This window comes from Erwinia sp. AC075 (assembly GCF_979253995.1).
In genome coordinates this window covers 774,475-796,609 of the sequence record NZ_CEEDEU010000001.1, presented here as the reverse complement: position 1 = coordinate 796,609, position 22,135 = coordinate 774,475, and the positions used below count along the sequence as shown (strand labels likewise).

Genomic DNA, 22,135 nt, shown 5'->3' with positions numbered 1-22,135 from the left:
ACCTTCTCAGTTATAACTCTATGCCAACCAGGCACGGAGATGCTGGTCTATTGTTTCACCGAATAACCAGTCTTTTTCTCGTAAAGAGTGAGTTGCTGACCGCCCCTGAATTTCCAGACCCACTCGATCGTCCATAGCCTGACGAACAGCCTCAAGCCAATCGGTTTTACGGTTGCGCACCCGACGTGCTGGAATATGACTTTGTAAACTCACCACGTCACTGACTAACGCCGGAATACCGCACGCTGCCAACTCCATTAGAATGAAACTATCCTTAAGACGATTAAATTTATTATCAGCCCGTGGAATGATGGCCAGATCCGTGTCAATACTTGCAAGCAGAGGCAGATAATAATGGTGTCCCGGATAACGATAGTGCTCGTCTATCCATGGGATCCACGAAGAAGGTAACGGCCCCAATACCTGCCAACTCACTTCATCAGCAAGTTCACGTATCAAGTTATGTATCAGTTCAATATCTGCCTCGCTCAGCTCGCAGGTATTGCAAAGTACGTGTAGCTTTTCACCTTCGTGGCGGGGTGATTTTGCATATGGCGCAACTGTCAGCAGACTACGTGGCAATATCACCACGGGCCGGTTGTATTGACGCGCCGATTCAGCCTGTGCCTCGTTTTGCACAATAAGACGGTCAATCCCTCGTAGATCTGGCAACTGTCGGGTCTGGCTGGTCATCCATTGCAGGGAAACCATCTGGCTAAACACACTGTGCTGGCGTTTACGCAATGAAAGGATTAGATCTCGGGCTTCTAAAGGCAGATCACTACTAATGACGCAGGCATCGGCATCAACCCGATTGAACAGCCTGAAATCAAGGTGATTTTCAGTAACCACACCGCCAATTACCCCCTTACGCTGAAGGTCATCTATTGCCGCTGCATAATATTCAGGAGCTCCGATTCCGACTGGCATTGTTATAGCCAGCACGCGATGATGAACTCGCTCTGCAACCGGATTTTCGATCATTGCCGGATTCATCTCAGGTTTAAATAACTGGCGCTGTGAAGAGAAATTATCGTTATAAGCTGGATCGCGGAGTAAAAGCGGCAACCATTTGGACCGGATCGTTTTATCCCCCCTCTCCTCTGCTTTATTGAGTGTTTTACTGCGTGGATGGAGATGCAGTTCATCACTGGCCACTACCGAATAGGGGGTCCATACCGACATATATCCTGCTTGTCTCAATTTGAGGCTTAGATCGATATTAATTTGCTTAAGGGTGACCAGCCCTTCGTCCATACCCCCGACAGCTTGCCAGGCTTCTTTTTTAATCATCAAACAGGCCAAGTTAAGTACGGTAAGGTTTTGGTCGCTTTGCAGGCGCTGCATATAGCCCGGCATATCAATTGTCGAGCCGTAACCTACAGGAAGACAAAAATCGTTGCCTCCAATAATCTCCCCCGCCGTCAGGACACGCTGGTCAAGCGAAATAATTTTGCCGCCAACGCTACCTACTTCAGGGCGCTGAGCGTGATTGAGTAAGTTGGTCAGCCAATTGTTTTGCACCACAATCGCACGGGTGTTAAACAATAAGATGAAGTCCCCTCTTGCTGCTTTTGCCCCGGCGTTATACATCGCTGCGACAGCGGTTCCAGTTTCCAGGGTAACAACGACGATCTTTTCCGAACTGCCTCGAATAACGTTGTTAAGCCAGCCAGTTAAAATTTCATCGCCACCTGCCTGATGAACGATGATAATTTCATAGGTCTCATGCGTCGTTTTGCCGACCATCAGCTCGACGCAACGCTGAAGATAATTCAGATCGTCACCAGCAAGAATAATTACCGACACTGCCAGCAAGGACGTATTGCCATAGCTCAGACGCCAGGGTTTATCATCATTAAAGGTGACTTGGGCCTGAGGATAACCACGTTGTTCCAGATGCCGTTGGATAACCACAGCATCAATATCATCCGCTTTCAAAAGTGATGAAGGAACGACGAGTAGAGGTTCGCTCACGTGGCCAATGCCTGAGATATCCCGCTGCTCAACCAAACGAGTAATTACTTCAAGTTCCCAGGCTATGTTGTTTATTGTTAGCTCAGTGCTAATGCTGTTGAGCGCGTCGCTGTGGAATAACCAACGCCGTGCATACAACCATGGTGTGCTTAATACTAAATCAAGGTTGAAATCAGGGCGCAGTGCTGTTTCCAGCTCGCCGTTTTCCCGTTCAATCAGCTCGTCGGTAAACACCGCAAAGCAGCCCGAGTTTTCACTAAGGATCAGCCCTAACTTACAGAAGCTGTCAGCTAGCAAGCGAGTGCCGGCATCTATAACCTGAACCCACTGTTCTTCCATAAGATGAATCTGGTACTCATCGGTCATGACAGTCACCCAGTCTGGCAGGGGGTCATGAGAGAATGACTTCGATGTTAGCAACACCTTAATATGAGGGTAACGCAAGCGGCTCTGGTTTAAGCTGCGGAGGGTAATGTCCAGTAAATCCTGAGTTTCTGAACTGTTACGGACAACTATCATCATTCTTGCTGGCTGATGCAGTGCCTCTATTTTTGCCGCCACCTGTTCCCGCTGTCCCGATGACATACGGCGAAGTTCCAACCAACTATCTACAGTGCTTGTCGGTATAAATTGCCCAATTTCTTCAGCACGCTGCTGCGTCTGAGTAATGAATACATTAAGTTGGCGGTCTGTGAGAGCACGCTTTGCAAGCATTCCGTCTCTGACAGTAGACAGTGACAGACGGGTACGGGCCAGCTCTTGTGGATGATCATTCCAGGCAATTCCCCCCCCATTGTCTCTGACCGTTTGCTCATTAATAGCCAATTGCTCATAGCCAGGTTGGGTAAGCGCTACTACCGGACAACCGCACAGGTTTGCCAAAGTACATGTGCCAGAGGACTCGAAGGTATAAAGTACCCTTCCGCGTTTCAACACCGCTGCCAACTCGTTTAAAGACAATGGCTGTTGCATTGACAAAACACGTATTCCAGTGGGGAGCTTGCTAAAGTCAATTTTTTTTTCAGGCATCCGATTGACATAGAGCAGATCGAGATCTTTTTCTGCGTTATCGTCACAAAATAGCGACAGATCGTAAGATTCTAACACCAGTAAAGGGGCATTAAATGCCTTGTCGGCGAACTCTTCGCGATACCAGAAATAAAGATCTTCAGCCCTCGCATTCATACTCCTGTGCTCAATGACCCCTTCTCGATTGAGCATATAGCGTACAACGACGGGTGCTTTAAGGGGATTTCCAGCAATCACTTCGGGATAAACTGCGATGAAAGGCTTACCACCCTCGGTATATTCTCTAAAATCGTCAAAAGAAACGCAGGGTGTATTCCAGTCTGGATTGACCACACATTGTTTTAAATAGGCCAATTGACCACTTTCATTAAGCAAATGGCATAAACGGTGGATAACCTGAACCCCAAGAGATGATTCTTTATAATCCGGTGCCAGAATAATGTAGGGCCAATTGACAGCAGCAGAAGGCATCTCAATATTTTCCATACGTTAATTTGCACTCCAGGCTTTCGCCCACGCTTTAACGTTATCGCCTGTCAGCATCCAATCGCGACGTACTGCGGTTTGCAGTTGCTCACCCATTCGTGCGCTGGCAGCAGGATCGGCGAGATGCATACGAATGGCATCACGCCAGTCAATAAAGCGGTTACTAACGCGTGTGACGGGAAGATCATCATCTGTATAACAAGCCACATTGCTGCAGATCACAGGAATACCGCACGCTCCGTATTCGAGCAGACGCAGATTACTTTTACAGGCGTTGAATATATTGTCTTCCACAGGTGCCAGAGCAAGATCGAGGTTTAAAGCTGCCATCGCTGCCGGATATAAACTGATGTCTACACCATAGTGAATTTCATGTACATAAGGCACTAGTTTGGCTGGACATAGCCCCATAAATACCCACTCAACGTCATTAGCAAATTCTTTCACCACATCAAGGATCATTTCGAGATCCCCACGATGGCTTGAACCACCCGCCCAACCTACACGAGGTTTCTTACCCTGGTTACGCAAACTCTCTAGATTTCCCCAGATATCTACGGGCAGACGGTTCTTTACCACCATAATATTGGGATGCATATCGTTCATCGCATCTGCCAAAGGCTGTGTCGAGACAACAAAACGGTCAAAAAAACTCAAACTTTTACGCAATAACCCGGTCACTTCTTGTTTGAAGCTGGTGCGCCGGTAGTGTTTCATCGGCACATTAAGAATGTAGTCATCCAGTTCAAAGACCTTGAAGACATCGTGCAATTTGCCCGTGCGCTCAATCCATTTATGAAAAGCCGGTGAATATCGCCGCTGAATGATCAAACTGTCGGGTTTAAATTGAGCAATTTCTGCAATATTCAGCAGAGTCATACTAGATATGCCTTCAGCCAACCCAGCATTTTGCATTGCTTCAAAAGGTTTCATCATGCGGTAATGACCACAGCCAGCAGTATCCGCGTGGTGAGTCAGAAATACAGGCAAGTCCGCTCGCTTGGCAGGCTGCCAACTCATGATGCTGTCGCTGGTCATATCAAAGTGACGGCTGCGAAGTGTGAGATTACTATTGAAAGCAGGATCGCTGGCAATCAATGGCATCCAACGACTGAACAGTTTGTCTTCTTCAATCTGTTTGAGTTGGCTGGAAGAATGCACCGTTTCACCCGGAAAAGGATTTTGACGAGCTGCCGGGCGCAATATTCGCGCATAGGGGGTCCAGACAGTCATGTAGCCTTGCTCGCGTGCGCGCAAGCAGAAATCAACATCGTCATAAAGTTGATTATCAGTATCAAAACCTCCTAATGCTTTAAATACCTCACTACGCACCATCGCGAAGTCACCGGAAACCGCACTGTAGTTTTGATCCAGATGCAAACGGCCTTGATAGCTGGACTGATTATCTTCGAGCCCACGGAAAGCATCCCCGGCGGCCCCATTCATTCCCAAAATGTATCCTGCATGGCGAATTTTGTTATCAAAGGTTAGCTGCTTGCCCCCGACTATCGCCACTTCAGGTCTCTGAGCATGGTTCAACAAATTGTCCAACCATTCACCATCTGTGACAGCCAATTCGCAATGCATAAAGACTAAATACTCGCCCTGTGCCTGTTCGCCTGCAATATTGGCCATTGCGCCATGGTGATAAGCTTCGCTGTATTGCAGAATACGGATACGCTGTGGATCTACGTTTGCTATGCCAGCCAGCCAGCTATCGCGTTCCTGGCTTCCCTGGCCATCTGCCACAATTAACAGCTCATAATGGCCGTAGCGGGTTTTTTCAAGCACGGTGGTAACACAGGTAATTAGCGAAGGCAGGTGCCAGTTAGCCAAAATAATAATGCTCACCATTGGCTGTGTAGCATGCTGATATCGCAGACGAAAATTGTAGAAGCTGTCCAGCGCTATTTGCGCCTGAGGATATCCGCGATTGTTCAAGTGGCGCTCTATAATAGAAGCGTCTTCGACGATGGCACGTTTTTTTAGACGTGCAGTCAATAAAGGCTCTGCAAGATGGCCAGCTGCATTTAACCCTTGGGATTCAATCATTTTAATGATCAAATCAAATTCAGCAGACTGGGGATAATTAATATCAAAGCCCTCAGCTGCCAACAGCAACTCACGGCGGAATAGCCAATGCTGTGCCATCGTTTTCGGTGAGCTCAGCAGCAAATCTAAATTAAAATCCGGACGGAAATTGATGCCGCACGGTTCATCATCAAGATAGAAGTATTCATCAGCATAAATTGCCAGAACGTTTTCAGCCTGGGTCAACGTCGTTGAAAGCGCTATCAGTCCTGCAGGCATGAAGAAAGTCCCGGCGTCGATAAAGATGAACCAGTTTTCTTCGCGCTGGGAAATAATTTCATTCAATGTTTTCAGGTGATTTTCATCACTGGTCGCATAGCATGCAATGCCTTCCGGAACCCCCTCAGTCAAGCCTGTAATCACAGGAGTGAGCTGAAAAGAACTTAACCCCTGATGAACCAATGAGTTTAATGTGGTCATCAGGCCCTGATTATTTTCAGCCGTCACATTTATGACTACTCCAACAGTTGTCACTGCTGATATATCACTGGCTGACTGCTGCAACCGCTGTTGTTGGAATGGCTTCAATGTCCGCACGCGGTTCCACCATGCCAGCGTGTTCAAATTGAGATAATGGAACTGATGACTAATTAAGTTTTTATAACCCGAATGCTCTGGGTTCCCATCCAGCGCCGTGACTTGCACCATATCTACAGGAGTAGAACTGTCTTTGAACCAGGGTTCAGCGCGTAATGCAGAAAAAATAATATCGCGATTTTTTTTGACATGTTCCAGGCCTTCTCGTTGATGTGGCTGCCCGTATATCTCAGAAACCCGAATTGAACACAACTGCTGCGGAAACCACAGCACATTGCTTTGCGTTAATAATTGGGTGTAAACAATCAGACCTTCAACTTCCAGTAACTTTTGTTGATCTACCGTAAACAGGGATCCTTTCTCAGGGACCAATGACAGTACATCCTCCAGATAAAAAAGAGAGCTGCTCAGTTCACCCAACAAACTGTAATTCACTCGAGTTTGGCATCTAAGAAGATCGCGTCCGTCTAAAATTGCGCGGTAATCAAGTAAAGGAGAGGTTGAAGGAATATTGGGTAAAGATTCACCGTGAGGATCAATACGTTTACGTGATGAAGATGCCAAACGGCATTCAGGATGACTTTCAAGGCCAGCAACTAAAGTGCTTATACAATCATGACTCAACAACTCAGCATCAGAGATGAATTTTAAATATTTACCTTTCGCTTCACCAAGTGCTTTCTCGTAGCTATTTTCAGCATTTTTACCCAATGCCAAATGGCGCACCGGATGCGCGGGACTTTCTGGTACTGAGGCCAGAATTGCCGAAATGAATTTGTCACCGCTGCTGTCAGCAATCAGAATCTCGCAGTTGGGATAATCCTGAGCCAACACGCTGTCGAGTGCGGCTTTAAACCACGTTGGAATTTGGGCGGTAAGAATAATACTGACAAGTGCTGGCTGAGTCATAACTGGTGATTCTCCCGGAGTTCCTCACTACCCGGCGATCCATGGGCGTAGGAATGAAATAATTTTAGTTATGATAACGCTCTGATACGGAATCAATCGTTCAAGAAGCGAGGGAAAGTAAGGCTAAACTGACCCATAAATATATCGCCATCCGCAACGGATAAGACAAAAAAAACCCCGCCGAGGCGGGGTTTTTTGAAGGGATAATCGCGAGGATAATTAGCCCTGCAGCAGAGACAGAACCTGCTGTGGTACGGAGTTAGCTTTAGCCAACACCGAGTTACCAGCCTGCTGAATGATCTGCGCTTTAGACAGGTTAGACACTTCTGTTGCGTAGTCAGCATCCTGGATACGTGACTGTGCTTCAGACAGGTTAGTGGTGGTGTTGTTCAGGTTAGTTACCGCTGAATCCAAACGGTTCTGAACCGCACCCAGACTTGAACGGAATTTGTCAACCTGAGAAATCGCTTTGTCCAGCAGAGCCAATGGATCGTTAGTCGCTGAGCCACTGAACAAGTCGCCTGCAGCTGTACCTGTAGTTGGGTTAGAGATATCACCGATAGAGGTAGTACCGGTAGTAGTTGTGTTACCACCGTTAGTCAGAGCAGTTGAAGCAGTAGTGTAATCTTTGCCCTGAATAGTCACGAAGCCAACTGCACCACCGGTAGAATCGCTGCCAACTTTGATGAATTTACCGTCTGCTTCACCTGAAGTAACACCGTTGTCGGTATCGGTATAAGAAACATCAGTTTTGTTCAATTCAACTTTACCGCTTGCACCAACAGAAACAGAGTAGTTATCTGAACCCGAAGATACAACGTAGGTTGAAGTAGCCGCGCCGCCTGAAGTCAGCACGTTGTGCAGGGACAGACCACTTGCATCTACTTTAAGTGCAGACGCAACATCAGTCAGGTCAACACCAGAAACCGCAGCACCAGAATTTGAAGCGTCGCCTACAGTGGTCACTGCATCACCCAGTTTCAGGGCGTTGCTTGATACAGAGAAGCCTTTCAGACCCAGAGTAGTAGAGTCAATTTTCTGCAGGTCGATAGAGATGGTTTCGCCATCGTTAGCGCCAACCTGGATAGACATTTTGCCGTCTTTAGCCAGCACGTTCACGCCGTTGAACTGAGTCTGACCAGATACGCGGTCAATTTCGTCCAGACGGGATTTGATTTCGTCCTGGATTGAAGACAGGTCGGAATCGGAGTTGGTGCCGTTCTGAGACTGTACAGTCAGCTCACGAACACGCTGTAAGTTGTTGTTTATTTCTGACAGTGCGCCTTCAGTAGTCTGCGCAGCAGAGATACCGTCGTTGGCGTTACGAGCAGCCTGAGTCAGGCCGTTGATGTTAGAGGTGAAGCGGTTGGCAATTGCCTGGCCAGCTGCATCATCTTTTGCGCTGTTGATACGCAGACCAGAAGACAGACGCTCAATAGAAGTAGACAGAGCAGACTGGTTTTTGTTGATGTTGTTCTGAGTGATCAGCGAGAGGCTGTTGGTATTAATTACTTGTGCCATGATAAAGTTTCCTATTAAAATCGAATCTTGTTAAGGGAGTGGGGCTTGTTTGCCGCCCGGCTTCATCGCCGTCAAACTTATTATCGTCAGCACTTAACTAACCTTTAGAATTTTTTTACTCCCAACCGCAATTTTTTCTTCACTCCCCTACTCGTTGAAATACCCCTCTCTATTACCGCTATTCGTGGAATTACCCCTGCACTAATAATCGTAAACTTTCCTCATCACTGGCCGATAACCACGGTATTCATTCTCCGTGTTGACTCTAGAAAGGAAACATCTATGGCGAGTATTTCTACGTTGGGTATCGGCTCAGGCCTTGATTTAGCTTCTATACTGGACAGTCTGCAAACCTCCGAGAAGGCCGCGTTAACGCCTATCTCTACGCAGCAGTCTTCCTATACAGCCAAACTCAGTGCTTATGGCACGCTGAAAAGCGCGCTGACCACCTTCCAGACCGCGAACACCACGCTAAACAATGCCGACCTGTTTAGTTCGACGACAACAAGCAGCAGCTCCAGCGCCTTTAGCGCCACGACTGCTGCAGGTGCCGTCGCCGGTAAATATACGGTAAGCGTCAGCCAGTTAGCCGCCGCACAAACGCTGACGTCAGCGGTGCAAACCAGCAACACCACGGCCCTGGCCACCACTGACAGCACCCTCACCTTCCAGAATGCGAAAGGGGATGCGGCGATAAGCGTCTCGATTCCTGCTGGCACATCTTCACTGACCGGCATTCGCGACGCGATCAATAAGTCTGCTGCCGGCGTCACCGCCAGTATTATTAAAACCGGTGACGGCAGCTATCGTCTCTCGATGACCTCGAAAGACACAGGGACTGACAACGCGGTGACCATTGGTGTGACCGGTGACAGTGCGATTCAGAGCATGTTGAGCTACGACGGCACTGCCAGCAGCAATATGACGCAGAGTGTTGCGGCCAAAAATGCTGAACTGACGGTGAATAACGTCGCGATTGAGAATAGCAGCAACACCATCAGCGATGCGCTGGAAGGGATTACGCTGAATCTGAACGACGTGACTACCGGTAACCAGACGTTGACTATTTCCAGCGATACGTCTAAAGCCTCCAACGCCATCACGTCTTGGGTAAAAGCCTATAACACCTTGCAGGACAGCTTTGCCAGCCTGACCAAATATACCTCTGTCGATGTTGGCACCTCCGCGCAAGACACCAGCAACGGCGCTCTGTTAGGTGACAGTACGTTGCGTACTATTCAGTCGCAGCTAAAGACCATGCTGACCAATGCGCAGAGCTCTTCTACCTATAAATCACTTGCACAGATTGGTGTCACCACCGATCCAACTTCTGGTTCGCTGGAGATTGACGACGACAAGCTCTCAACGGCGCTGACCAGCGATCCGGACGGCGTGAAGGCAATGATTATCGGTGATGGTAAGACCAACGGTATCGCGACCACCATTGCCACCAATATCACTAGCTGGTTATCCAGCAGCGGCATCTTGCAGGCAGCGACAGATGGTGTCAGTAAAACGCTGAATAACCTGACCACGCAGTATAACGCGGCCAGCACGCGCATCGATGCCACTATCGCGCGTTACAAAACCCAGTTCACCGCACTGGATGTCATGATGAGCAAACTGAACAGTACAAGTAGCTATCTGACGTCGCAGTTTGAAACATCAAGCAGTTCTAGCAGCACTAAGTAAAGGAGACAAAATGTATAGCGCAAGCGGTACCAAAGCCTATGCAAAAATCGGTGTGGAAAGCGCAGTGATGAGCGCCACGCCGGATCAACTGGTCACCATGCTGTTCGACGGGGCGCTTAGCGCCCTGGTTCGTGCCCGGTTATTTTTGCTCGATGGCAACATTGCTGGCAAAGGAGAGTCGCTCTCCAAAGCCATCAACATTATTGAGAACGGCCTTAAGCAGGGTCTGGATGAGAATAAAGGCGACGAACTTGCTGATAATCTTGCCAGTCTTTACCGCTATATGGTCCACCGGCTGCTTAAAGCCAATCTGCATAATGACGCCGAAGCGATTCTGGAAGTCGAAACGTTGCTGCGCAACATTGCCGATGCCTGGAAAGAAGTTTCTGCAACTAACGCCCTTCAGGACGCCGTTTAAATGAATATTGCTCCGCAGCTGCTCACGATTTACCAACAGTTATTAGTCCTCAGCCAGTCTATGTTGCGCCTGGCAAGCGAAGGTAAATGGGATGAACTCATTGAAATGGAAGTCGATTACGTCAGTGCGGTAGAAATACTGGCGGAGAGCACCAAGCTTTCCCCTGTTCCGGATCAGACACAGGATCAGTTGCGTCCTGTGCTGCGCCATATTCTTAACAACGAAGCCGAAGTGAAAAGCCTTTTGCAGTCGCGGATGAGCGAGATCTCCTCGCTGATTGGCCAGGCAACCCGGCAGAAATCCGTCAATAAAGCCTATAGCGGAATGCAGGGTGTTGTGCTGTTCCCGCAGGGATCACAAGGCGCATAAAAAGACCTTTTTCAGTATGAATTCAACTCACACCAGCCGGCGGGCAGAACGCTAAACTTTTTTAGCTTCTGACCCGCGCTTTTCTCTCCGCCTGCTCCATACTTCAGATCCCAGCCTGAACACCCGGAGCAAGGACATGCCTAATTCGACCCTGTTGCAATTCTTCCATTGGTACTATCCCGACGGCAGTAAACTCTGGCCCGAAGCCGCCGAACGAGCGGAAAAACTGGCTGAAATCGGCATCACCGACGTCTGGTTGCCGCCTGCCTATAAAGGCGAATCCGGCGGCTATTCCGTCGGCTACGACAGTTACGATCTGTTTGATTTGGGCGAGTTTGATCAGAAAGGCTCGCGTGCCACCAAGTATGGCGACAAAGAGCAGCTGAAAGCGGCGGTGGACGCCCTTCGCGCGCACCAGGTTGGCGTGATCATGGATGTGGTGCTCAACCATAAAATGGGGGCAGATGAAAAGGAACGTATTCAGGTTAACCGCACCAACCCCGACAACCGCGATGAGATCGATCCTGAAGCCTTCGAAGCCGATGCCTGGACCAAATTTACCTTCCCGGTCCGCGCGGGCCAGTATTCAAAATTTGTCTGGGATTATAAGTGCTTCAACGGCGTTGATTACATCGAAAACCCCGACGAAAACGGCGTATTCAAAATCGTCAATGATTACACCGGCGAAGGCTGGAACGATCAGGTCGATGATGAACTGGGCAATTTCGATTATCTGATGGGTGCCAATATCGACTTCCGCAATCATGTCGTCACGGAAGAGTTAAAGTACTGGGCGCGCTGGATGCTGGAACAACTGCCCTGCACCGGCTTCCGGCTGGATGCGGTCAAACATATTCCCGCCTGGTTCTATAAAGAGTGGATTGAGCACGTTCAGGAAGTCGCCGAACAACCGCTGTTTATTGTTGCGGAATACTGGTCGCACGAAGTGGATAAGCTGCAGCAGTACATTCATCAGGTCGAGGGCAAAACCATGCTGTTCGACGCCCCGCTGCAGATGAAATTCCACAATGCCTCCCGCGAAGGCGCCAGCTACGACCTTAGCCAGATTTTTAATGACACCCTGGTTGAGAAAGATCACTGGCATGCGGTGACCATCGTCGCCAACCACGACACGCAACCGCTGCAGTCGCTGGAAGCGCCGGTCGAACCCTGGTTCAAACCGCTGGCCTACGCGCTGATCCTGCTGCGGGAACAGGGTGTGCCGGTGGTGTTCTATCCGGATCTGTTCGGTGCCAGCTATGAAGATGAAGGCGGTGACGGCGAAAATCACCACATCGATATGCCGGTGATCCCGGAGCTGGAAGCCTTGATCCGCGCCCGTCAGCTGTATGCGCACGGCGTACAGACCGAGTGGTTCGATCATCCCAACTGTGTGGCTTTCGCGCGCAGCGGAACGGAAGAACAGCCGGGCTGCGTGGTGATCCTGTCCAATGGTGACGCAGGAGAAAAATCGTTGCCAATGGGCGAGGCGCTGGCAGGGAAAAGCTGGCGGGATTATCTTGGCCATCAGACGGAGACCATTACCGCTGACGAACAGGGGAACGCGGTGTTCCGCTGTAATCCAGGTAGCGTCAGCGTGTGGGTGCTGACGGAATAGCGCCCGGACTGACGGGTAATGATTGGGCAACCCGAAGGGATTTGCTCGATTCGGCAGTTTCTAAATAACAACAGGCCGTCTGGGATCCTCAGACGGCCTGTTTTGCTTAAGACTTGGCGTTTTTGAACGACGCTTTGTGGTGCTTTTTAGCACCGGATTCGGCAGATTTGGCTTTGGTGGCAGTAGCAACCGCATCGTTTTCATGGGCCAGCGCCTGCTGACACTCTGCCGTTGGCTGATTGACGCGCTGCAGAACCAGCTTGTCGTAATGCAACTCGGTGCCTTCCAGCTCCAGCGGCATCACCCGGACGTCTTTATTGACGTTAACCCAGTCGCCTTTAAACAGCGTGATCTTGCCAGGTTTAGCAATCACCCGCTGCCACTGACGGCAATCCAGCGTGTCGCCTTGCGCAGTAATAATCAGGCTGGCAATCGCCTCCTTACTGACCAGACCTTTCTGTGGTCCCATGCTCTGCCAGTTTCCGACCAGGTTCGCCGGCGGTGGGGTTTTTACTGCACCCTGATAGTTGGGTATATCTGCACAGCCAGCCAGCGTGAAGGCGGCTAAGGTCGTAATCATCCACTTTTTCATATTCAGTTCCAAATTCTGCAGTCAGGCGCTACGTTATAATTTCTCCTTATTTACCGCAACAATTACCGCAACAATTCCCGCAGGCACTGACGTTACCATCGCCATTTCACCTCAGCCCGCAGCCGTGTAAACTAGCGCCCATTACTGACCGCAGGATTTTTTATGAAAAGCATTGAAGAGTATTACGCCATCGCGCGCGTTCTTTTTCTTGAAGCACACCCGGAAATTAAAACCGGCATTGCTCAACTCACGGACGCCGATGCGGCCAAACTGGGCATGACCCTGCCCCAGTTACAGGATATGCAAACTGACCGCGCCTATGCCGCGTTCACCCGGGAGAAAAAACTCGACGGCATGCTGTTCGCCATTCAGCTAGCCGAACCGGATAAAGCGGTCGCTGCTGAGGCCATTGAAGCTTACCTGCGTCAACACGCGACCGCGCTCGGCATGACCTGGGAAGAGTTCTGCATCAAGAACGAACTGTAATCCCCTTTCACTGGCCTGTAACCGGGCCAGTGATTACGATGCCCCACATTTCCCCTCCACAACTTTTTATGCTTTTCAGCTGCTAAGAATGCTCCCAAATCGAAAAGGGCAGCAGATTATCGTTCGAAAATCACTGGCTATTACGATATATATGCTAGCGATTGCCCTTAACCTGTCAGCTATGTTGTTCACGCCAGTTACGCCTGGTAGTGATTGAAATTAAACAGCCTTAGCGATATTCTGAGCGGCACACCAGCCGAATTAAGAACATTCTTAAACCATGGCTTTACTGCGAGTGGATGCCACCCTTACACACTTTTCACCCTGAGAAATGTGTACCACGGAGCCGGCCGCAGTCGGACATGACACGGTAGTTACCGCGCAGACAGTCTTCGCCGGACTCCGGTAAGCACCTTGAGCCATAAAAAATGCAAATTAATAAATATAAGTTTGACCAGGTTATATTCTTATTTTTTCTCGCATTATGTTTAGCGACCCTGGGCCTGCATTGCCGTAGTTATCAGGCACTTTCTCTTTTCTGGCCCTGTAATGCCCTGTTATTAGGGGTGCTGATCCGTTTTCCTCGCTTTGATACCCTTTCCAGCCTGCCGGCGATGTATCTCGGCATGGTCGCCGCCGATATGCTGTACGGCACCCCGGTTGTTGTTTCGCTGGGAATGGATGCCGCGAATATCGCCTTTGTGACGGTGGGCAAGGCGGTGCTGCTGTCACCCTATCTGACGCGTCCCTATCCGCGACGGCTGCAGGCCTTGATTCGCGTCTTCCCGGCTTCCATTATCGCCGCCGCGGTGTGTGCCGCCATTGGCTCCTTCGCCGGCCAGCGTTATTTTCATGATGACCTGATGCAAGGATGGATCTCGTGGTTCTGCGAACAGGTGTCCACGTCGATCCTGATCCTGCCATTGGTAATCACCTTCCCGCGCCGTGATGAGCTGGACCAGCTGTTCAATGAACTCCGCGAAAGCAATCTGATGCCGCTGGTGATGCTGCTGGTTTCCACCGTGTGCGGCATTTATGTTGGCGGTGGCGGCAGCCTCATCTTCCCGCTGCCTGCGCTGATGTGGTGTGCGGTCAGCTATCCGATCTTCTTTACCTGCCTGCTCACGCTGTTAACCGGTATCACTGAAATCATTCTGGTGGCCAGTAAAGTGCTGACTATCCAGGGCTCCGATGATTTCTTCCGCATCGACAGCCTGGCATCCGCCCGACTGGGCGTTGCCGCGATGACCATCAGCCCGCTGATTGTGGCATTAAGCACTACTGCCAATAAAAAGCTGGTGGCGCGCATTACCAAGCGGGCGGATTATGATTTCCTCACCGGCGCACTGACCCGCAGCGGCCTTTCCTCGCAGCTGAACGCGCTGATTGCCCGCAAGAATAAAACCAGCGGCTTTTACGGCGCGGTTTTCGTGGTGGATATCGATCGTTTCAAAAACATCAATGATACCTACGGGCACGCGGCCGGCGATCAGGTGCTGGCAAAGACGGTGGAGTGCATCCGCCAGTCGCTGCAACAGACGGCAATCATCAGCAGGATGGGTGGCGAGGAGTTTTTGGTGTTGATAGAGGGGATTTCTCAGCCAAGAGCGTATCTGCTGGCCGATCGGCTGCGCCAGAGCATCGAGCGCAATACCATTATGCTCAACGAGCAGAACCTCAGCGTGACGGTGAGTATTGGCATCAGTACCTTGCACGTGATTGATGCGGGCAGTCTGGACGAGTCGATTAAAAATGCCGATGAGCAGCTGTACATTGCGAAAAGCAGCGGCAGAAATCGCGTCAGCCCGGAGTTCGTGCTGTAGTCCCTGCCACAAAAACAAAACAACCCGCCGTGGCGGGTTGCGTTCACTCAGTCTGAATCATCAGGCTTCGTTGTCGGTACGGTTCGCTTCAATTTCCATATCCTGAATGTTTTTATCTAACTCATCCAGTAGCTGACCCTGCTTAGTTAGCAGGTCGTTCACCCTTTCGGCGAATTCGGGATGTTTGTACTCACCCTGATCAAAAGCCAGCCAGTGAGCTGAAAGCGTTTCCACATTGGATTGGGCATAGTGGCGCATTTCTTTTAACTGAGAAGTCACATCGCGTACGTGTTCAGTCGGAGATTTACGTTCTTCGGTGTTATCACTCATGCGTTTATCCTTCTGGGTTAAAAAATCACTCATCAATTCTGACCGCTGCGCTTCGCAGAAGTTCACAACAATTTTTTAACCAACAAAGTAAAACACTGAAAAAGGCCGCCATCACTGGCGGCCGCTGCTGTTTTACAGGTCAAAAATAGGCGATTTTGCGGTCCGTACCGTTGATGTTGACGGTGATATAGCCCGCTGCCGTGGTGGTGGTTGGCGCGGTGGCCGCCACGGTAGCCACCGTAAGTACCCCCTTCTCGTTCGCCCCAATTCCCGCCAGCCCGTTATGCAGGCTCATCCTGGCGTTCGGTGAGGTGGTGCCGATGGTGGTGCTGTCGGTCACTTCGCTGAGATCCGGGGTAAACAGGTTACATTCGCCCGACTCAAAACGACTCGGCCCGGTCGATTTCAGGTTGAACATCATGTCGCCGCTGGCGGCTTTCAGCTTGACCCAAATTTCGGCGTAGGTCACACCGATGCGGTTCAGCTTCACGTCCAGCACCGCCGGGGAACCTTTATGCTGAATGTCAGCATAGATGGCGGTTGAACAACGCGAGATATTCAGCCAGGTCATACAGGAAGAGAGCGCCGTGACCGGGTTACCCGCCGTGCCCGTCAGGACATCGTTAGTGGCTTTACTGATCATCTCCACCACCCACTGCTGGTTATCCTTCGGCATATTGATTTTGCCCAGCTTGTACCATTTGTCGCTGGTCGAGGTATTGGTCACCTTGAAGCCGGTGTACCAGCCCGCCTTCATCGAACCGGTCATGGTTGAGCCAAAACTTTCATCGCGACGCCAGCCGTATTCATAGCCTGAAAGCCAGCGTGGAGACGTGGTATCCAGACTGACTTTACCGCCGGACTGCAGATTCAGCTGGCGGATCTGCACGCGTCCATTGTTCATATTGAACGGATTGGCACAGTCTTCCAGATTCAGGGTATCAATCGTCCAGCCGCCATCACTCAGGTCGCCCGGGTAACGCGTATGCTCAATCCACACGTTGCGCAAAATCCCTTGCGTGACGCGCGGCATATACAGCGTTGCATCACCATAGCCGGTTTGGAAATTCGCGTTGGTTAACTCAATCGCCGTTGAGTGATCCCAGACACCGGCTGCGGTGTCTGACCAGCCAATATCAAACACCCGGCCATAGGTGGTTAAGGTATAGATCTGGTCAAACTTCGAATCCAGGGTATCCAACAGCTTGATGACCGTGCCGCCATTGTTTGACGCCCGGAAGCGATTAATCACCACCGACTCCCCCGCAACGATGGTATTTTCAAAAAACGGCTGCTGGTTGGTACACATCGCCGAGGTAATCGCCGCTTTATTGGTGGTGATATCCGCCGTGGCCTGGCCATTCCACGCGATGCCCTTGATGGCCACGCGCCGTGCCTGCACTTTGAACACCGGTGCGGTGGACTTGTTGGACACGATGGTGGTGCGTGGCATGGCACCATGGGGATTGTCATCACCGTAGATATAAAAGAAGGCGGCGTCGGTCCCGGTATAATCGATGGGATTAATCAGGAACTTTCCGGCCGGGAAGCGCACGCCGAGATCCTTGGCGTTGGTATTAAAGGTCTGCGCCCAGCTCATCATCAGCTTGAAGGCGCCACTGTCATCGGTCACGCCGTCACCCTTCCCGCCAAAGTGATAGATGTTGAGTTCATCCGGATCGTGAATGACGCGTTTCCAGTAAAAAGTGCTGCCGGCTGCCAGCGTGCCTGAATCATCCGCCGGCGGCGTTGCGCTGAGGAAACCAACAAAATCACCGCCGCCACGGAATGTGGAATCCTTATCGTAATAACGGCGCAGAATAGCCAAATCGCCAGCTTTGGCAGGTGCAGTTGTTCTTAATTCAGCAAATGAGTTAACTTCAATCATAATAACCTCCGGGGCAATAAGCCGTAGCGAATCGCCTAAATGAAAAATTCATTAAAGGAATAATAAAAGATAAGTCATAACTCCTGAGGGATAACATCACCCGTTCCCTGTGGGTGAATGGGTTAATTTTCCTTTTTAGTTGCGCAAACTTTATTCCAGGTATCGTTGTGGACGTTAATTTCCTTCACCGTCCTGATATCGATGACCTGCCAGTCCTTACCGTAAGTACGGATGGGTGAAAATAACGTACAGGAGGAGTCCTGAATAAGCTGAGGACTATTGTGGGTTGTTCCATGTTGAGTCGCGCAGCTTGTTACGAGCAGCGTCATCAGTAAGCACGTTATTACTGTCCTGAACATTTTTAACCTCCTTAATATCCATAGCCTGTTTATTGGCGACGATAGCCACGCGATCGGCTTCCTGCTTTGCCGCCGTGACGTCAGAGGTGGCTTTTTGCTGCACCTTGCCGATTTTTTTGCCGCCAAACCAGCTGGCGATTAACGCGGCAAACACCACCCCGATTGCAGCCAGCCCATGCCAGCTGCCGGTAAAAAGCGCAAGAAGTGTGCTCATGCTTTACCCTCCGTTGCCTGGCGCTGTATGGCTAAGGTTTTCTGCCGAACAAACTGGGCGATAACCGCCATCGCGACCATAAAAGAGGCGACAAATCCGAGATAATGCTGCGGCATAAAGGTCTTCACATCTTCCGGTAATGCGGTCCAGGCATTCATCGCGGAATCCGGGAATGACTGGGCCCAGGCGCCGATGGCGGAACCGGCTGACGCCAGCCAGACCGACCAGGTCTTAAACAGCAGTTTGGTATGGGAGACCAGCTCGATTTTGCCGTGCTTGCTTACCCACCAGACCAGGAAAATCACCGCCAGCACAATCAGTAAAAACAGAATGAATTTCATATAACCCCCTGATAAGCATCATACGTACCGCTGCGCATCACCTGCGCCAGTCGTTTTGCCCGCTGCGGCGTTTGCCGTGCCCACAAGCTGCTGAGCATGCCTTCCGCCGCGCCATCGAAATGACCGTTTGAGATCATCACCAGCGTATTTTTGAAGGCTGCCAGACCATCAACACCCAGCTGATAGGCCATGCTGTACAGCACATCGGCACGCGCTGGATTACATTGCTTCAATGCAGCGACAATAGAAGGACGCGTATTCATCAGCTGAATTTTGTCATCCAGCATTTTTTGCATCCAAATATCGCCCACCGTTTTTGGCACGGTAAATTGATAATTAACCAGCGAAGCGTCTTTGGGACCGATAACGATCCCACAGGCAACGGTTGGATAACCTTCAGTGTCGATGTAAGGCCGATCCTTATATCCTTCTTCATAGGTTAATATCTGTATTATCTTACTCATTCCCCACCTCCTCATGCGAAAACAGGCACCAGCCTGAATTCATGTAAAGTGAATTCCCCGGTATTGAAAGTGCTTCAAGGGTGAAGATTAAATTGCCTTTTTAACATCATGGATCGGTAATTGCGTACGCAACCACTTTTTCTGAAAATAAATTAATTTTCACATTCAAGCGTTATATCCAGTGCGGATAACACCCCTTCGACAAAACCTTCTGCGGTCTGGAGTTGCTTGCGAATGGTGCCGTCGGCGCAACGGCGTCGGCGGGCAATGGAGCGAAGTGAAACTCTGAACAGATAGTGAGCAACCAGCAGCGCATGTTCATCAGGATGATTTTTTTTCAGACGGCTGATGCAGCTGTCGAGCAGAATGCCGTCGTTGTCACTGCAGACAGGACGGGGAACCGGTGAGGAGGTAATCAGACCACGGAAACCGGCCGCAACAGAAGAGTAACCGATACCATTGCGATCGGTGGCCGCCCAGCCGCCCCAGCTTTCCAGTAATAGCTTGATGTCTCGCATAATGACTCCTTAAATCAGCATTCAGGCAGGTAACGAGCCGATCTATTCGGCACTTTTCGTAAACACCTGCTAAGTTCAAGTCGGCAGATCTGACCCAAATATCGGGATAAATCTGCGTCATACGAAGACGTCGGATGCGTTGCCAGCGATTAGGCTGGGCGGCCAGATTGTGAAAGAGCGGTAAATCCGATAGCATTCCGTGGCGCTGAATATCCTCCTTGCTATTGCTTATGATAAATTAATAGCAATAGCTATTAGCTTCGTCAATAGCAAAGCGTGTTTGACGAAAAATAGCCTTCGCTATAAATTCTGGTATATGAAACCGAATACACTCGCTTACCGACTGAACATGGCTATGTCCATGATGGGAATTACCCAGGGTGCTTTAGCTAAAGCCTCCGGCGTATCGCAGCCTACAATCTGGCGTCTGACCAAAGGGGAAGCAGAAGGCTCCCGCAAACTGGTCGACATTGCCCGCGCCCTCGACGTGAACGTACAGTGGCTGGCTAACGGCGAAGGAGAGATGCGTGGCGCCTCCGCCATTAGCGCCATTGACAAAGTAAAGAGTGGTACTACTATTTCCGTTTGGGGGCCAGATGGAAAAACAGGAGAAGTGGTCTCAGCCCCTAATGGCGCAAAGGCGAAGAAGAGCTGGCGAGCCTATATTCTTGACCGCAACAGCGGTTGCTCAGAAGCCACCGCCGGCAGCATCGTCATCATCGACACTGAAGTACCAGCAGAATCTGGAGATTTGGTGATTGCAAAGGTCAATTCCCGCCTCTCCGTATACCGTTATCTTGAGGGCCCCTCTAATGGTTTTTTGACCGTAGATGATCCCAGATTGCCCGCTGTAGAGCTCTCTGACGAGTCAGAACTGACGGGTGTTGCAATCTTCCTGATCCGTGATTTAAGACGGTAAGTACTGACATCCTGCCCTTGCAGAATGGTTTCCTTGTATCGCCCTCCGGATACTCTGTGCAGTACAGATATCATCAGTTACTCCTCGCAAATTCCCCCCTCTGTGACAGTTAACCTGCACAGGGGTTTTGACGCATTGATTCAACTGAATAGATTAGTAAAGCTTTCTATAACATCGCCAGAATAAAGCGTAAAAAAAGCGATAAAAAAACATTTTTGCGTTTAAATTCAATGACGTAAATCTATAAGTACAGTTATTTTCATCATAACCATTGATATTAATAATAACTATGGCTATCGTTTTTAGGGGGGGATATATTTATGCTGTTAACTGATTTAATGGTCATATTTTCCCTGAATGAATACCAGCCAGCCGTAAAAATCAGGAGGTTATGATGACCACGATCATCTGGAAAGCGTGCCAGCAATATGGCACCAGCAAAAGTCGTTACAAAGCCCGCCGTGCAGAAGCCCTGGCGCGGCGACAGCGCGATCGTCGGTTGGCCAGTAAGATTGCTGAAGCGCTGAATGGGTGCAGCCAACGCGTGGTGAAATCGATCAGGGATACATGAGTGATTGTTGAGATAAAAGAGTGATTTGAGGTGAGCGACTGATTTCTGAAATAGAAAATTGATTGTCGGGGTAAGCGATTGATTTCTTAAATAGAAGATTGATTGTCGGGGTAAGAGAGGGATATGAGCAGTTTTACACCCTGATTGCAGCGCTGAAGTGCTGGGTTAGTGACTCACCCGATTTTCATTCGCGGCAATCAAGAGTTTTTACGGTCGGAGCGTGTTAGTGAGTAAGTGTCTGAGCGCTGGCCTGCATTCCGGCTTTGCAGAAAATACAGTTAGCACCGTGGGGATTTTTTGGCGTGATGTTATGGGGAGATAAACGGAACTGACATCCATGACATGACGGGCATTTGAATCTGATAATAGGAATAGTAACCTTCATAAACTGTGAACAACAAGAAATTACAATATCACTCCCCGATGCTTCTGTCCGAATTATCTGGGGGGTATTAGTCTTAAAAGTAACATTAATGCAACAAGACCTGAGCACATGCCCGCCGCCATGCGGGCTTTTTTGTGCCGTCACGTCTCTTACACCCACTAAACCTGCATATTCATAATGTCGGTGTACGCGCTCACCAGCTTGTTACGCACCTGAATCCCCATCTGCATCGACACCGACGACTTCTGCATATCCACCATCACATCGTTCAGGTTGATGCCTGGCTTACCCAGCTCGAAGTCCTGCGCTTGCGTGCGGGCTTCATTCTGCGTGTCGCTGATTTTGTTCAATGCGGCTTTCAGCTCACCGGCAAAATCCGCATGGCTGGAGGCATCGGTACTCTTGCCGCTGGCCTGAATCGCTGCGGTTTGCAGCTGCTGCATAACACTTTCGATACCCTGAATTGACATGTTTTACCTTGCTAAGTTGACGGTGATTTTTTTGATGGGTGAAAACTTAACACAATGTCAATAAGACAAAGCCGCTAAATAAGCGCATAAAACACGGCTTATCCAGCCATCGAATTTCCTGATTCAGA

General features: G+C 49.9%; 20 protein-coding genes. 8 read left to right on the top strand and 12 right to left on the bottom strand.

The genetic code is table 11. The annotated features are described in order from the left end of the window. Positions 1-18: 18 nt before the first annotated feature. From AC0IXH_RS03730 to AC0IXH_RS03720, 3 genes are all read right to left on the bottom strand, one after another. On the bottom strand, positions 19-3,492 hold the full coding sequence (locus tag AC0IXH_RS03730) for a glycosyltransferase (RefSeq protein WP_471719989.1): 3,474 nt from the start codon (positions 3,490-3,492) through the stop codon (positions 19-21). A gap of 3 nt (positions 3,493-3,495) precedes the next feature. Next, positions 3,496-7,029: a glycosyltransferase gene (locus AC0IXH_RS03725; RefSeq protein WP_471719988.1), complete on the bottom strand. Its 3,534-nt coding sequence runs from the start codon at positions 7,027-7,029 to the stop codon at positions 3,496-3,498. A gap of 219 nt (positions 7,030-7,248) precedes the next feature. Beyond that, entirely contained in the window at positions 7,249-8,550 is a 1,302-nt protein-coding gene (locus tag AC0IXH_RS03720) for a FliC/FljB family flagellin (protein WP_471719987.1), read from the bottom strand. A 282-nt stretch (positions 8,551-8,832) separates the two neighbouring features. Between AC0IXH_RS03720 and fliD the strand changes: the two genes are divergently transcribed. The 4 genes from fliD to amyA all read left to right on the top strand — a co-directional run bounded on the left by fliD (position 8,833) and on the right by amyA (position 12,647). Then, complete coding sequence (gene fliD, locus AC0IXH_RS03715) at positions 8,833-10,242, top strand: flagellar filament capping protein FliD (protein ID WP_471719986.1); 1,410 nt, start codon at positions 8,833-8,835, stop codon at positions 10,240-10,242. Positions 10,243-10,252: 10 nt separating this feature from the next. Then, positions 10,253-10,660 (top strand): flagellar export chaperone FliS, encoded by a 408-nt coding sequence (gene fliS / locus AC0IXH_RS03710; RefSeq protein WP_013202657.1) that lies wholly within the window; start codon positions 10,253-10,255, stop codon positions 10,658-10,660. Then, a complete protein-coding gene (fliT, locus tag AC0IXH_RS03705; protein WP_151037138.1) occupies positions 10,661-11,029 on the top strand; it encodes a flagella biosynthesis regulatory protein FliT in 369 nt (122 codons plus the stop codon). It abuts the gene before it with no gap. 136 nt (positions 11,030-11,165) lie between these two features. Then, positions 11,166-12,647 (top strand): alpha-amylase, encoded by a 1,482-nt coding sequence (gene amyA / locus AC0IXH_RS03700; RefSeq protein WP_471719985.1) that lies wholly within the window; start codon positions 11,166-11,168, stop codon positions 12,645-12,647. A gap of 106 nt (positions 12,648-12,753) precedes the next feature. Here amyA and yedD read toward each other — a convergent pair whose 3' ends face one another. Next, positions 12,754-13,239, bottom strand: coding sequence for a lipoprotein YedD (yedD, locus tag AC0IXH_RS03695; protein WP_471719984.1), 486 nt, complete (start codon positions 13,237-13,239; stop codon positions 12,754-12,756). Positions 13,240-13,401: 162 nt separating this feature from the next. Between yedD and AC0IXH_RS03690 the strand changes: the two genes are divergently transcribed. Further along, a complete protein-coding gene (locus AC0IXH_RS03690; protein ID WP_338574618.1) occupies positions 13,402-13,725 on the top strand; it encodes a DUF6388 family protein in 324 nt (107 codons plus the stop codon). Positions 13,726-14,291: 566 nt separating this feature from the next. After that, a complete protein-coding gene (locus AC0IXH_RS03685) occupies positions 14,292-15,548 on the top strand; it encodes a GGDEF domain-containing protein (RefSeq protein WP_245174139.1) in 1,257 nt (418 codons plus the stop codon). A gap of 60 nt (positions 15,549-15,608) precedes the next feature. Here the strand turns inward: AC0IXH_RS03685 and AC0IXH_RS03680 are convergent, their stop codons facing one another. From AC0IXH_RS03680 to AC0IXH_RS03655, 6 genes are all read right to left on the bottom strand, one after another. Continuing rightward, on the bottom strand, positions 15,609-15,878 hold the full coding sequence (locus AC0IXH_RS03680) for a hypothetical protein (RefSeq protein WP_471719983.1): 270 nt from the start codon (positions 15,876-15,878) through the stop codon (positions 15,609-15,611). 139 nt (positions 15,879-16,017) lie between these two features. Next, entirely contained in the window at positions 16,018-17,766 is a 1,749-nt protein-coding gene (locus tag AC0IXH_RS03675) for an amylovoran biosynthesis protein AmsF (protein WP_471719982.1), read from the bottom strand. A 276-nt stretch (positions 17,767-18,042) separates the two neighbouring features. Continuing rightward, positions 18,043-18,339, bottom strand: a complete 297-nt coding sequence (locus AC0IXH_RS03670; RefSeq protein ID WP_013202665.1) for a hypothetical protein — start codon at positions 18,337-18,339, stop codon at positions 18,043-18,045. After that, the gene (locus AC0IXH_RS03665) at positions 18,336-18,680 is read right to left on the bottom strand and encodes a DUF7940 domain-containing protein (RefSeq protein WP_013202666.1); all 345 of its coding nucleotides are present in this window, start codon (positions 18,678-18,680) and stop codon (positions 18,336-18,338) included. The genes AC0IXH_RS03670 and AC0IXH_RS03665 overlap by 4 nt, the downstream gene beginning before the upstream one ends. Continuing rightward, the gene (locus tag AC0IXH_RS03660; RefSeq protein ID WP_013202667.1) at positions 18,677-19,144 is read right to left on the bottom strand and encodes a glycoside hydrolase family protein; all 468 of its coding nucleotides are present in this window, start codon (positions 19,142-19,144) and stop codon (positions 18,677-18,679) included. Before AC0IXH_RS03660 ends, AC0IXH_RS03665 begins: the two co-directional genes overlap by 4 nt. Positions 19,145-19,296: 152 nt before the next feature. After that, complete coding sequence (locus AC0IXH_RS03655; protein WP_013202668.1) at positions 19,297-19,662, bottom strand: antiterminator Q family protein; 366 nt, start codon at positions 19,660-19,662, stop codon at positions 19,297-19,299. Positions 19,663-19,861: 199 nt separating this feature from the next. Here AC0IXH_RS03655 and AC0IXH_RS03650 point away from each other — a divergent pair, with 199 nt between their 5' ends. Then, complete coding sequence (locus AC0IXH_RS03650) at positions 19,862-20,581, top strand: LexA family transcriptional regulator (RefSeq protein ID WP_258166991.1); 720 nt, start codon at positions 19,862-19,864, stop codon at positions 20,579-20,581. A gap of 391 nt (positions 20,582-20,972) precedes the next feature. After that, complete coding sequence (locus tag AC0IXH_RS03645) at positions 20,973-21,152, top strand: hypothetical protein (protein WP_471719981.1); 180 nt, start codon at positions 20,973-20,975, stop codon at positions 21,150-21,152. A gap of 223 nt (positions 21,153-21,375) precedes the next feature. Here AC0IXH_RS03645 and ymcF read toward each other — a convergent pair whose 3' ends face one another. Both ymcF and fliE read right to left on the bottom strand, forming a co-directional pair. After that, positions 21,376-21,537 carry a cold shock small protein YmcF gene (gene ymcF / locus AC0IXH_RS03640; protein WP_422570432.1) on the bottom strand — a complete coding sequence of 54 codons (162 nt, stop codon included), beginning with the start codon at positions 21,535-21,537 and terminating at the stop codon, positions 21,376-21,378. 158 nt (positions 21,538-21,695) lie between these two features. Further along, positions 21,696-22,007, bottom strand: a complete 312-nt coding sequence (gene fliE, locus AC0IXH_RS03635) for a flagellar hook-basal body complex protein FliE (RefSeq protein WP_013202671.1) — start codon at positions 22,005-22,007, stop codon at positions 21,696-21,698. Between the last annotated feature and the right edge of the window lie 128 nt (positions 22,008-22,135).